Annotated in this window: 12 protein-coding genes; 8 read left to right on the top strand and 4 right to left on the bottom strand. The window is 69.7% G+C overall.

The window, feature by feature from the left end:
• The first annotated feature begins 169 nt into the window (after positions 1-169).
• Together ABRP18_RS00465 and ABRP18_RS00460 are read left to right on the top strand one after the other, a co-directional pair.
• Positions 170-961: a hypothetical protein gene (locus ABRP18_RS00465; protein WP_193762135.1), complete on the top strand. Its 792-nt coding sequence runs from the start codon at positions 170-172 to the stop codon at positions 959-961.
• Between the two features lie 134 nt (positions 962-1,095).
• Positions 1,096-2,061, top strand: coding sequence for a hypothetical protein (locus tag ABRP18_RS00460; protein ID WP_231728859.1), 966 nt, complete (start codon positions 1,096-1,098; stop codon positions 2,059-2,061).
• Between the two features lie 16 nt (positions 2,062-2,077).
• Here the strand turns inward: ABRP18_RS00460 and ABRP18_RS00455 are convergent, their stop codons facing one another.
• Positions 2,078-3,073 carry a hypothetical protein gene (locus ABRP18_RS00455; protein WP_227751223.1) on the bottom strand — a complete coding sequence of 332 codons (996 nt, stop codon included), beginning with the start codon at positions 3,071-3,073 and terminating at the stop codon, positions 2,078-2,080.
• Between the two features lie 67 nt (positions 3,074-3,140).
• Positions 3,141-4,112, bottom strand: a complete 972-nt coding sequence (locus ABRP18_RS00450; protein WP_046748190.1) for an alpha/beta hydrolase — start codon at positions 4,110-4,112, stop codon at positions 3,141-3,143.
• Between the two features lie 203 nt (positions 4,113-4,315).
• Here ABRP18_RS00450 and ABRP18_RS00445 point away from each other — a divergent pair, with 203 nt between their 5' ends.
• A complete protein-coding gene (locus ABRP18_RS00445) occupies positions 4,316-4,726 on the top strand; it encodes a pyridoxamine 5'-phosphate oxidase family protein (RefSeq protein ID WP_046748050.1) in 411 nt (136 codons plus the stop codon).
• A 36-nt stretch (positions 4,727-4,762) separates the two neighbouring features.
• On the opposite strand, the gene ABRP18_RS00440 is transcribed toward ABRP18_RS00445, so the two are convergent.
• Positions 4,763-5,470, bottom strand: coding sequence for a hypothetical protein (locus ABRP18_RS00440; protein ID WP_349885231.1), 708 nt, complete (start codon positions 5,468-5,470; stop codon positions 4,763-4,765).
• A gap of 194 nt (positions 5,471-5,664) precedes the next feature.
• Here ABRP18_RS00440 and ABRP18_RS00435 point away from each other — a divergent pair, with 194 nt between their 5' ends.
• Positions 5,665-6,930, top strand: coding sequence for an MFS transporter (locus tag ABRP18_RS00435; protein WP_349885230.1), 1,266 nt, complete (start codon positions 5,665-5,667; stop codon positions 6,928-6,930).
• A 207-nt stretch (positions 6,931-7,137) separates the two neighbouring features.
• The gene (gene argG, locus ABRP18_RS00430) at positions 7,138-8,583 is read left to right on the top strand and encodes an argininosuccinate synthase (protein WP_113680344.1); all 1,446 of its coding nucleotides are present in this window, start codon (positions 7,138-7,140) and stop codon (positions 8,581-8,583) included.
• 76 nt (positions 8,584-8,659) lie between these two features.
• Here the strand turns inward: argG and ABRP18_RS00425 are convergent, their stop codons facing one another.
• On the bottom strand, positions 8,660-9,328 hold the full coding sequence (locus ABRP18_RS00425) for a GntR family transcriptional regulator (protein WP_058630896.1): 669 nt from the start codon (positions 9,326-9,328) through the stop codon (positions 8,660-8,662).
• A 233-nt stretch (positions 9,329-9,561) separates the two neighbouring features.
• On the opposite strand from ABRP18_RS00425, the gene ABRP18_RS00420 reads away from it, so the two are divergent.
• The 3 genes from ABRP18_RS00420 to ABRP18_RS00410 are packed head-to-tail and all read left to right on the top strand — an operon-like array spanning position 9,562 to position 12,751.
• Positions 9,562-10,212 (top strand): TetR/AcrR family transcriptional regulator, encoded by a 651-nt coding sequence (locus ABRP18_RS00420; RefSeq protein WP_349885229.1) that lies wholly within the window; start codon positions 9,562-9,564, stop codon positions 10,210-10,212.
• Positions 10,209-10,919 (top strand): hypothetical protein, encoded by a 711-nt coding sequence (locus ABRP18_RS00415; protein WP_046748043.1) that lies wholly within the window; start codon positions 10,209-10,211, stop codon positions 10,917-10,919. Before ABRP18_RS00420 ends, ABRP18_RS00415 begins: the two co-directional genes overlap by 4 nt.
• Positions 10,916-12,751, top strand: a complete 1,836-nt coding sequence (locus ABRP18_RS00410) for a YhgE/Pip family protein (RefSeq protein WP_349885228.1) — start codon at positions 10,916-10,918, stop codon at positions 12,749-12,751. The genes ABRP18_RS00415 and ABRP18_RS00410 overlap by 4 nt, the downstream gene beginning before the upstream one ends.
• The last annotated feature ends 65 nt before the right edge of the window (positions 12,752-12,816 follow it).

Below are 12,816 nucleotides of genomic sequence, written 5' to 3'. Positions count from 1 at the left end.
GCTCGGGGACGGGCATCGTCCCTCCTCATGATTCAGCCGGCCTCGGCACCCGAGGTCGGCTGAATCGCATCCTGAGGATCCCCGGATAGGATGTTCAGCGCTTCGTCCTGCCGCTTCGGGGACCAGAATCCTCGCGCTGAGCAGTCGTCGATCGGTAAGGGGGTTGGGCGTGACAGATCCGTCGGCACCCTCGACGACCGAGGTCGGACCCTCGACCACCACCGCCCGGGCGGCCGACCGCGCCGCCGCCCTTCTCCGGTCCAACCGCCACCGTCGCCGCGTCCGCCGCTGGGTGGCGATCGGGACGATTCCGCTCACACTCGCCGCGCTTCTCTTCGTGGGCAAGCTGCTGAGCATGTACGCCTTCGCGCACCAGGCCATCACCGCCTACGTCGTCGACGACTTCGCCGGCGCTGAGGCCTCCGCGCGTGGACAGGACTTCCTCAACTGGTTCGAGCCGTACAAGGCGCCCTTCAACATCGGCACGGCACTCGGTGCGGCCGAGCAACTCCCCGAAGCCCGTGTCCAGCTCGAAGAGGCGCTCGACCTCGCGACCGGCCTCGAAGTGTGCGCGGTGCGGATCAACCTCGCGCTGATCATCGAACGCATGGGCGATGCGGCCCGTGCGGACGGCGACGGCACGGGCGCAGCGGCGCTCTACGGCGAGGCGCTCGGAATCACCGTCGACACCCCGGAGGAATGCCGCAGCGACGAGGCACAGCAGCAGTCCCCCGACCCGCAGCGCGACATGTCCGACTCCCTCGACGGCACGGCGGACCGGCTGAAGCAGAAGCAGCAGGAGGAGCAGCAGCCCCAACCGCAGCCACAGACCGGCGAGAAGGAGCAGCCCTCCGAGGACAAGCTGCAGGGCCTCCAGGACAAGCTCGAGCAGGGCACGCAGGAGCGTGACCAGCAGCAGGGCGACGACCCCGGTGGCTCGGGGACGGAGAAGCCGTGGTGAGCGACCACGAGAGGCAGCGCGCTCGCTACCTCTCGGGCACCGAGGGCGCTCCCCCCGTTCCTCCGCCCGGGGGGTATCGCGGGGCGCGTCGTGAGGCCTGGGGATCGACGCCCGCCCCGCCCGTGGCGGTTTCCATGCCTGCGGAGGAGTCGAAACAGCCCGCGAACGCCCTCGGCTGGATCGCCCTCACCGCATCCATCCTCTTCGCGCTCATCCTGCTCGGCACCTTCGTCGCCGGCGGCACCGACCTCCTCTACGGGGTCACGATGCTCGCACTGCAGCTCGTGGTCGCCGGCGTGATCATCGCGGCGCTTTTCTCCGTGCGCGGACGGAAGCTCGGGGCGATCGGCCTGGTCATCGCGATCCTGTTCAACGTCGCGACGGTCGGCGGCATGAGCGCACTGCAGACCTCGGCCTCGGGCAACTACGAGGGCACGAAGACGGCCGCCCAGAGGCACGCGGAAGCCTATCCCGGGATCAAGGGCACCGATCCGCAGAAGGCGTTGTCTCAGCAGTCGCTCGACGAGGTGCGTGCGCAGACTGAGACGCTGTTCGCCGACATCCGGGCGCGACTCACCGACGAGTTCGGCTTCACCTGGACGCAGGTGGGCGATGAAGACCTGCGCCCGGAGCGCAACGGCTACGGCGGGGAGTCGATGCTGGTCGAGTTCACCTCCGCCGCCTGGGCGACCAACGAGCCTGTCCAGGGCTACGACCGAAAGCGCGCCGTGATGGCCGTGATCAGTGAGGTGGTCGTCGACCACGGGCTGTGGGACCTGTACTCGTTCAATGATCCCGCGGTGTCGGGCATCGACCCCGCGATGATCGCGAAGCTGTACGGCAGCGACGACCCGCGCACGCAGACCACGTGGGAGTACTACACCGAGAACTTCCCCGACCCTCTCCGCTTCTACGCCACGATCAATGACCTCTCGAACGATTCGGACGGCGGCTTCCGCACGGCACGGGAGGCGCAGAACGCGCGCACCGGCGAGCCGCTGGAAGGGCTGCAGCTGACGGCGATCGCGAGCGGGGTGCTCAGCGAGGCGGATCGTGCCGAGTTCCAGGAGAAGCTGAAGGACTACCCCGGCTTCGAGTGAAGCGCTCGACGGCCGTTCAGGAGCCGAGGGTCAAGAGCATCCGCGCCACCACGTACCTGGCGTGGCCGCGGGACGTGCGCGGGTCATACCCGAGCGCATCGACGAGCACGCTCAGGCGTTCCTGCACGCTGGAGTGGTGCCGCCCGAGCCGCGCGGCTGCGGCGCGCACGCTCCGTTCCTCGCTGACGGCGTCGAGAAGCTCCCGACTGCGCTCATCGAGTGCCGCGAGTGCCGCCGCATCAGGGTGGAGGGGCCCCCGCCCCGCAGCCTCGGCGACGAGCAGCAGACCACCGAGGTCGGCGGCATCGACCACCGGCTCCTCCGGGCTGGTCAGTCGCACGGCCACGAGCGCCGACGCCCACGACGCGGGAAGACCCTCCGCCGGGCCGACGATGCCGAGCCCCAACCGCAGGTCGACACGGTGCGGCCAGGCGTCGACGGGCTGCATCTCGGCGTCGAGGATCGTCGCTCGCGTCAGGCCGTGCCGGGTGGCGACGACAGCCGAGGGATGCACCGGCAGCGGAGCGGGGTCGGGAGGAGAGGCGACGAGCCGCAGGGAGTCCGCAGCGATGCGGAGTCGAGGCAGTGCCGCTGCCCTCTCCTCCGCACCGGCATAGGAGCTGATGGCGAGTTCGACCGCGCTCTCGGGGCCGACCGATCGGCGCGCCCTGATGATCCCGAGGGCGAGACTGAGCCGTTCCAGGATCATCGCGTCGTTCGTGTGCGCATCGCCTTCGCGCTCGATCCAGGCGACCGCATCCGGTCCGCTCTCCCGTACCGGCCAGGAGTGAGACGGCTCGACGGGATCGATGCGCACCCCGTCGGCCCGCACGCGCATGATCTGTCTGCCGTCACGCTGTCCGACGGTCGCGCCGCTCAGCACCGCCGCACCTCGCAGCATGCTCTCGACTCCCACGGAGCGGGCGACGAGGGCGTCGAAGTAGGTGACGACCTTGAGCGTCTCGCTCGCATCCGGGTCGAGGGCGGTGAGACGCCCCAGCAGATCTTGCATGTCGGGCTCCATCGCACGGGGATTCCACCCTATGGGGTGGGAGTTCCCTCTTCCGGTCGACGCGGGCTCAGGATAGCAGCCGGTTCACCCAGTCGTCGCGGGCGGCGAGCATGGCCTGCGCGACTGCCGTGTGCGGAGCGAACATGTCGAAGCCGTGGAACCCCCCTGCCCAGACGTGCAGTTCCGCCTGCACCCCGGCCTCCCAGAGCTTCGTGGCGTAGGCGACGTCCTCGTCGCGGAACACCTCCGCGCTGCCGCAGTCGATGAAGGCGGGCGGCAGCCCGCTCAGGTCGGTCGCGCGCGCCGGGGCGGCGTACACGGAGACGTCGTCCGTCCCGACGCGGTCGCCCAGGAGCGCGGTCCACCCCGTCACGTTCGAGCCGCGGTCCCAGACGCCGATCCCGTCGATCTGGTGCGTCGACACGGACTCGTCTCGGTCGTCGAGCATCGGGTAGATGAGCAGCTGGCCGATCAGTTCGGGGCCCTTCCGATCGCGGGCGAGCAGGGCGGTGCCCGCGGCCAGCCCACCCCCGGCACTGCCGCCGCCGATCAGCAGCCGGGAGAGGTCGATGCCGAGCTCCTCGGCGTGCTCCGCGGTCCACAGCAGGCCCGCGTAGCAGTCCTCCACCGGGTACGGATCCGGGAACTCGGGGGCGAGCCGATACTCGACGGTGACGATCACGCCGTTGAAGCGCTCCGCCCAGTCGAGGAAGCCGGCCACGCCGAGCCAGCGGTTGCCGATGATCATGCCGCCGCCGTGCGTGTGGAAGAACCCGGGGCCGGTGCCGGTCCTGCCCTCCTTCTCGATCACGGAGACGACGATCTCATCGCCACCATGACCCGCGATCGAGACGTCCCGTCGGGTGAAGCCGCGGTCGGCGAGCACCGCGAAGATCTCGTCCTCCCCGCTCACCGGCGACTGGCGCAGCAGCGGGATCATCTCTGCCGTCAGGGTCGGCGGCAGCTGGTCGGCGACGAGGGCGAGAGCGGCCTCGAGCTCGGGATCGAACGGCGGTCGCGCCAGGGTCGTGTCAGTCATCAGAACTCCTTTGTCCTCGGCCGCCATCGCAGCGGCTTCCCGCCAGCCTCGTGCACACCGCACCCGAGGGTAACCCGCCAGCCGAGGCCGATCCTGCGCCGTGCGTCCGCCGAGTGGCGGGTTCTCCTGCGCCGAGGGTGAGGACTCCCTTGAAGGGCATCGACGCCCTGGCTAGCCTGGCGCCACAGGGAAGGAGTGCACGCATGATTCGAGTACTCGACGAACAGCAGGCCTATGAGCTGCTGACCACGACCACGATCGGGAGGATCGGCTTCGTCCACGAGGAGCGGGTGCAGATCTATCCGGTGAACTTCGCGCTGTCAGGGCGCGATCTGGTGCTGCGCACATCGCCCGAGGGCGTCCTCGCCGATCTCACGCGAGAAGCCGCCACGCCGGCCGCGTTCGAGGTGGACTACCACGACCCGCTCGGCAGCACGGCATGGAGCGTGCTGGTGCACGGCACACTGTCTCGGGTGGCGGACGACGACGTCGCCGGCGTCGCCGCGCGCGTCAATCCGTGGGCGGGAGAGGATCGCGATCTCCCCCTCGCCCTCCAGATCGAGAGCATCGCCGGACGCAGCGTGCGCCGCGAATCCACGCGGGGGAAGATCTGAGCCGACCGCTGTGACGTCCTCCTGCTGAACGCGTGATCAGGAAGCGAGCGCCAGCCCCGCGGCGAGCGCGAAGCCCAGCACGGTCGCGAGTCCCGTGGATTCCTTGGCCTTGGACTGCGCCTCGGGGACCATCGAGTCGACCAGCATCACCAGCAGCGCCCCGGCTGCGAAACCGCTCGCCGCCGAGCGGAAGTCGTCGCCCGTGATGCTCGCGAGGCCGAACCCCGCGACGGTCGCGAGCGCGCAGACCACGGCCACGCCCGCCCACAGCAGCAGCACCCGCGACTTCGCCATGCCGCCTTCGAGCAGGTCGGCAGCCGAGCCGATCGACTCCGGCAGGTTCGAGACCAGGATGGCGACCACGAGCGCGATGCTGACCGGCTCACCGGATGCGAGTCCGATGCCGAGCACGAGCTGCTCCGGGATGCCGTCGAGCAGGGCGCCCACCGCGAGCTGTCCTCCGCCGGCCTGCTCCTTGGTCTTCGCCGCTCGGGCATCGAGGATGCGGTCGGCGATGTAGTAGCTGATCGCTCCCGCCGCGACACCCACCACGAGGGGGATGGGACCGGCGAGGTCGAGCCCTTCCTCCCACAGCTCGAAGGCGATCGATGCCATGAGAGCGCCGGCGCCGAAGCCCAGCACGATGCCGAGCCACTTCGGCGGCCACGTACGCAGCAGTGCGAGCGCTGCACCGACGAACAGCGGTGCTGCTGCCACCGCGCCCCACAGGATTGCTGCGCCCATGTCCGACCTCCGTGCGCCTACTCTCCCACTTCATCGCGCCTCCGCCGGCCCAGCCTCGGCGAAAACGGAGACGTGTCGCGCGTACCGCGGCGAGCCGCACCATGACACACCGTGTCGCGGGCGATGCTCCTCCGTTTTCGCATGGCGCGCGCACCGCCCATGCATAGGATGACGGGAACGGGAGCGAGGCGGAGATGCACGACAGACCGACCGAGGTGCTGCGCGTTCCGGCGTTCGCCCTCTTCTGGTCGTCGTCGACGCTCGGCGCGTTCACCGGCTCCGTGACCGCCGTCGCCTTCCAGGTCCTGATCGTCACGACACTGGGGGCCTCTGCGTTCGAGATCGGTCTGCTCAACGCCGCGAACGTCGTGCCGTACCTGCTGTTCGGGCTCATCGTCGGCGCCCTGATGGACCGCTGGCGGCGCAAGCCCGCCATGGTCATCGCGAGCATCGGCCGCGCGCTCACGCTGGGTCTCGTGCCGGTGCTGTGGTTCACGGGGACTCTGTCCGTGTGGTCGTTCGGCGCCCTGCTCCTGCTCTACGGCGCGCTCACGCTCATCGCCGATTCCGCTGCGCAGCCGATGCTGCCCCGCCTCGTCGGCCGCGATCAGCTGTTGGCGGCGAACGCGAGACTCGGTCAAGCAGGCACCGTCGCCCAGACGACGGGGCAGGCCTTCGGCGGCGCACTCGTCGGCTGGCTGGGGGCACCGTTCGCCATCCTGATCGATGCCGTCGCGTACGTCGTCAACGCCGTTCTCCTGAGCCGCATTCGTGTCGAGGAGGTGAAAGCGTCACGCCGCACCGACGGCCGGCACCTAGGGCACGACATCATGGAAGGCCTGCGCTGGACCTACTCCCACCGAACGCTTGCGCCCATGGCCGTGTCGGTGAACGTCTGGTTCCTGGGCAACAGCATCGCGCTGACGGCATTCGCGCCGTACGCGCTGCGAGAGCTCGGCGTCGGCGCACTGCTGTTCGGCGTCGTGCTCGCGATGGGTGGGCTCGGCGGCCTGATCGGGGCACTCCTCGCCCCCACGGCGGGTCGCCGGTTCGGAGTCGGCGGCGCGGTCCTCGCGGGGCGCCTGCTCTCGGCACTCGCGTGGACGACGGTTCTCGTCATCCCGCACGCCGAGAACACGACGCTCCTCGTCGTCGCCATCCCCCTGAGCGTGGGGCAATTCCTGTTCGGCCTCGGGATGGGGGTGGAGGATCCGAACGAGATGGGATACCGCCAGGCGGTCGCCCCCGACCAGATGCAGGGACGGCTGAACGCATCGATTCGCACCGTGAACCGCGTCACCTTCCTCGTCGGGGCCCTGATCGCCGGCGGTCTGGCGACGGCGTACGGCTATCGCGTGACGATCGCGGTCAGCGTGGTCGTCTTCCTCGTGGCGGCGATGATCGTCCTGTTCTCGCCGCTGCGCACCGCACGCCACGAGGATTCCGCTCAGTCGGGGTAGCTTCGTCGCAGCTCACCGGGCCGTGCCCGGCGAAAACGGAGACGTGTCCGGCGTGCCTCGGCGTGCCGCACCACGACACACCGTGCCGCAGCCGGTGCTCCTCCGTTTTCGCCGGAGGCCACACCAGACGAAGCCAGACCAAACGAGACCAGACGAGCCAGCTGAGGCGAGACGGGGCGACACGCCGCCGCGGATAGACTGGGAGCCATGTCCAAGGTCCTCCAGTCACTGCCCGTCGGCGAGCGCGTCGGCATCGCCTTCTCCGGAGGACTCGACACCTCCGTCGCCGTCGCGTGGATGCGCGAGAAGGGCGCCGTGCCCTTCACCTACACCGGCGACCTCGGTCAGTACGACGAGGACGACATCGCCTCGATCCCGGGCCGCGCGCTGGAGTACGGCGCCGAGGCGTCGCGCCTGATCGACTGCAAGACCGCCCTGGTCGAAGAGGGCTTCGTCGCCCTCTCCTGCGGCGCGTTCCACATCCGCTCCGGCGGCAAGACCTACTTCAACACGACGCCCCTCGGACGCGCGGTCACCGGCACGATGCTGGTGCGCGCCATGAAGGAGGACGGCGTCGACATCTGGGGCGACGGCTCCACCTACAAGGGCAACGACATCGAGCGGTTCTACCGCTACGGCCTGCTCGCCAACCCGCGCCTGCGCATCTACAAGCCGTGGCTCGACGCCGACTTCGTCACCGAGCTCGGCGGCCGCAAGGAGATGAGCGACTGGCTCGTCGCCCGCGACTTCCCGTACCGCGACTCCGCCGAGAAGGCATACTCGACCGACGCGAACATCTGGGGCGCGACGCACGAGGCGAAGACGCTCGAGCACCTCGATGTCTCGCTCGAGACCGTCGACCCGATCATGGGCGTGAAGTTCTGGGACCCCTCGGTCGCGATCGAGACCGAAGACGTCACCGTCACGTTCGAGGCGGGACGTCCGGTCGCGATCAACGGCGTGGAATACTCCGACCCGGTCGCCCTGGTCATGGAGGCGAACACGATCGGCGGACGCCACGGCCTCGGCATGAGCGACCAGATCGAGAACCGCATCATCGAGGCGAAGTCGCGCGGCATCTACGAGGCACCCGCCATGTCGCTGCTGTTCATCGCCTACGAGCGCCTGGTCAACGGCATCCTCAACGAAGACACCCTCGCCACCTACCACGAGCAGGGTCGACGCCTCGGTCGCCTCATGTACGAGGGACGCTGGCTCGAGCCGCAGTCGCTCATGCTGCGCGAGTCGATCCAGCGCTGGGTCGGCCTCACCATCTCCGGAACCGTCACGATCCGCCTGCGCCGCGGCGACGACTGGACCATCCTCGACACCGTCTCCCCGAACCTCTCGTATGGCCCCGAGAAGCTGTCGATGGAGCGTGTCGGCGATGCCGCCTTCGGGCCGGTCGACCGCATCGGCCAGCTGACCATGCGCAACCTCGACATCGCCGACTCGCGTGCACGCCTCGAGCAGTACGCGGGACTCGGCCTCGTCGGAGGTGCGACCGGCGAACTGGTCGGCCGCGTGACCGCCGGGGAGTCCAGCGAGATCACCGAGTCCGTCCAGGGCTCGATCTCCGAAGCCGACGAGACCTTGGCCGACGCCGTCGACTCGGCCTCCGAGGGCGCAGCCTTCGACTCCGGCACCGACTGACACGACGACGGATCCACCGATGCGCCGGCGCCCTCGGGGTGCCGGCGCATCGTGCTGTCAGAGGTGCGGCTCGGGATCAGCGCGCTCGCGCCGCGGTGCGGTCGACGACACCCGGCAGCACATCGTCGAAGAGGATCACCAGGGCCGCCCGGGTCTGCACCGCATCACGACGGACGATCGCCTCGCGGATCTCGCGCGTGGACCTCTCGTTCGCCGCCCAGTCGAACGACCCCGCAGAGCGCTGCGTGAAGCGCCGGATCTGCGGCCCGAGCAGTTCGATCACGGACTCCCGCAGGGCATTCCCCTCGAGACGGGCGAAGCCGATGGCGATGGTGCGCAACGCGACTCCGTAGGCCAGGACATCGCGCGCTCGTCCCGCGGCGGACATATCGTCGGTCAGCTCCACGAGATAGGCGACGTCATCCTCCTGGACGTGCGGCATCGCATGGCGCACCGAGCCGATCCAGCTGTCGCCGAAGAGGGCGATGGCATCGCGGATGTGGTCGAGATCGAGCGGCGCCACGCGGGTGGCGCCGTTGCGGTGCATCTCGACGAGCCCTTGTTCCGCCAGGCGCGCCAGGGCATGTCTGACGGGCGTGGCGGAGGCCCCCAGGCTCTCCGCCAGCTCCGCGTCGCGAAGGCGCTCCCCCGGCCGCAGCTCACCGTCGACGATCGCATCCCGCAACCGGCGATAGACATCATCGCTCTTCGTTCGGCGTTCCCGCACGACATCGATGCCTGCCAAAGCACACTCCCCCTCGACCACAGCGGTCCCCCACCACTTGAAAACGGTCGACACTCGCGTACCGGACGCTCACGCGTCCGAGACCGGCGCCATCCTCCGTGCGCGCTCACGCGCAACGCGTAACATAACACGCTTGGCTCCGTGACGGCTGCGCGGAAGCGGCACCTGAGGACGCTCTCCGAATGTGAAGAATAATCTTGCACAGCTGTGTGCATGATCCGTAGCATGAGGTCATGACCACTCGTGCACCTCGTCGCGACGCCGTCGAGAACCGCGCCGGCATCCTCTCCGCCGCGCGCTCGACCCTGGCCGTCCAACCGCACGCCTCCATCGACGTCATCGCTCGTCGTGCCGGGCTCTCGCGTCGCACCCTCTACGGACACTTCGAGGACCGTGACGCCCTCATCCGGGAGCTCATCTCCAGCGGCACTCAGCGGTTCAACGCCATCGCCACCTCGATCGACGACATCGACGCCCGTCTCGCCCTCGCCCGCCTCGCCGCTCTGCTCTGGCACGAGGCCTCGCACGTGCAGGTGGCCGCGGCTCTCGCTCTCGATGAAGCGCACGTCGAGCACACGGCGGCCGCGCTGGCCCCGTTGCGCCGCACGGTGTCGGCACTCGTGCGACGCGGTCAGGACGACGGCAGCTTCCGCACGGACCTCGCCGCCCCCACCCTCGCGCGCCTCATCGAGGAGATGGCCCGCACCGTGATCTCGCGCACGGACGCGACCAGCACGGGTGCGGCTGACGTCGCCGTGCGGACCGTGTTGAGCATCGCCGGCCTCTCCTGGCGCGAAGCTGACGAGCTGCTCGCCTCGCACCCCGACATCGCCGCGGCCGCCGCTCCCACAGACTCCCCCATCGATCCGGAGGACCGCGCATGAAGATCTCGCTGCGCGATGTGAGCAAGGGCCGCAACGGCCAGGCGCTGCCCCCCATGTCGCTCGAGTTCCACACCGGAGCAGTGCGTTTCGCGATCGCCGAGACCGAACAGCGACCGACCGTGCTCGGCTTGATCGCGAGCGGCCGCATGCGTCCGGAATCCGGGCGCGTGAGCATCGACGACGCGGTCGACGCGAAGTCCCTGCGTCGACGCGTGGCCCTGGTCGACGCTCCGGATGTCAGCGACCCTCATCCCGACGTCGCCCTGGTCGGCGTCGTCGAGGAGGAGCTCATGTTCGCGGGCCTCGGCGCCACCCCGCTCCACGCCCGGCGCTGGCTCGCTCGTCTGGGGTACAGCGAACTCGCCGCCGCCCCCATCGGCACCGTCGATCCGGCGGCACGCGTGCGCATCCTGTGCGAGCTGGCCGTGCTCCGCTCCGGCGTCGAGGGCATCGTGCTCGTGTCGCCCGACCGTCACGGCGGCAGCCCCGATGGATGGTGGCGCATCGCCACGGAGTTCGCCGACCGCGGTTACGCGATGCTCGTGATCGTCGGCGGATCCGCTGCCGTGGCCCTGGAGCGGATGCACGAGTTCGACGCGATCAATGCCTCCGGACCGGTCGAGCCGCTCGTGTGGGACGAACCGGCGGACGATGCCGTCCCCGACATCGCGGACACCCCCGCAGACGAGAACGGAGGCACGCGATGAAGGTTCCCGCCATGATCGCCGCCGAGCTCCGACGACTGACAGCGAGCAGGATGGGCATCATCGCCCTGGTCGCGCTGATCTGCGTGCCGATCCTCTACGGCGGTCTGTACCTCTGGGCGAACCAGGACCCGTACGCCAAGTTCCCCGAGGTTCCCGTCGCCCTCGTGGTGGACGACGAGGGCGCGCCCGCACCCACGACCGGCACGGAACCCGCTACGGGCGAGACCGTCAACTACGGCGAAGACGTGGCGGAGAACCTGATCAAGGGCAACGCGTTCGACTGGCAGCTGATGTCGGCGGACGAAGCCTCGGAAGCACTGCGCCACGGCACGGTCGACTTCACGGTGACGATTCCGAGCGACTTCTCCTCGGCCCTCACCTCGGCGGCGGGGACCGACCCGCACCAGGCGCGCATCGATCTCGAGACCAATGACGCGAACAACTACCTCGCGTCGTCGATGGGTACGCAGGCGGTCGAGAAGATCCGCAGCTCGGTCGCCGAGATGGTGGGCAGCCAGGCCGCAGAGCGCCTGCTCACGGGCCTGAGCGACGTGCGCGACAAGCTCATCACGGCGTCGGACGGCGCCACCAGGCTCGCCGACGGCGCCGGCACGGCGGCGACCGGGAGCATAACTCTGGCGGAGGGCACCGCGAAGCTGGCCGACGGCACGGCGCAACTCGCGACCGGGGCGCAGAGCCTCGCGAGCGGAGCCCAGCAGGTGAGCGCGGGCAACCGACAGCTCGCCGACGTCGCCGACCGCGCGGGGTCAGCGGTGCAACAGGCCGCGAACGCCTTGCCGCAGGTGCGCTCCGACATCGCGAACGCGCTGGCGCAGCAGGGCCTCACCCCCGAAGAGATCGACCAGGTGCTCGCCCGGCTCGATCCGCTGGGCGCGCGTCTGCAGGAGGGGAACACGCAGGTGCAGGCCGCGGTCGGCAAGGTCGATCAGCTCGCTGCCGGCGCCGCATCCCTCGCCGCGGGTGCGAACGAGCTCGCCTCCGGCGCCGGCACGGTCGCCACCGGCGCCTCCGCGGCGAACGACGGCGCGACGCAGCTGCGCGACGGACTGGCCGCGCTCGCCTCCGGTACGGCCGAACTGCGCGACGGGCTCGCCCAGGGGGTGGACGCGATCCCCGCCTCGACACCCGACCTGCGCTCCCGCCAGGCCGACACGATCGCCGATCCCGTGAAGGTGTCGAGCGACAAGGTCGCCTCCGCGGAGGACTACGGCGCCGGGCTCGCCCCGTTCTTCGCCGCACTGTCGGCGTGGATCGGCATCTACGCGCTCTTCCTGATCGTCAAGCCGATCTCACGACGGGCCATCACGGCCCTCCATTCCCCCGTCCGCATCACGCTCGCCGGCTGGCTCACCCCTGCGATGCTCGGCGCGGTGCAGATGCTCGGGCTCATGGGAATCCTCGCCATCACGCTCGGCTTCACGTTCGACCACCCGCTCGGAACCCTCGGTGTGATGATCTTCGCGTCGGCCACCTTCACGGCGATCATCCTCGCGTTGAACGTGTGGCTCGGCTCGGTCGGACAGTTCCTCGGGCTGGTGCTCATGGTGCTGCAGCTCGTCACGGCCGGTGGGACCTTCCCCTGGCAGACGCTGCCGGCACCACTCGCCGCCCTTCATCATGTGCTGCCGCTGGGATACGTGGTCGATGCGATGCGCCAGCTGATGTACGGCGGCGACTACGCGCGGGCCGGGTGGGATCTGGCAGTGCTCGGAGTCTGGCTCGTCGGTGCGCTGCTGCTCGCGATGATCGGGGTGACCCGGATGACGCACCGCCGCACGCTGCGGGATCTGCAGCCGAGCCTGATCGGGTGATCGGTCGGGCGCTCGCGACGGAACACCTCGCGGCGAGCGCGGAGGTGGATATGATGCGAAGGCGC

It is taken from the genome of Microbacterium sp. WHRI 7836 (assembly GCF_040223885.2).
GTDB classification, from domain to species: Bacteria; Actinomycetota; Actinomycetes; order Actinomycetales; family Microbacteriaceae; genus Microbacterium; species Microbacterium oxydans.
This window is presented reverse-complemented; position numbering and strand designations above follow the sequence as displayed.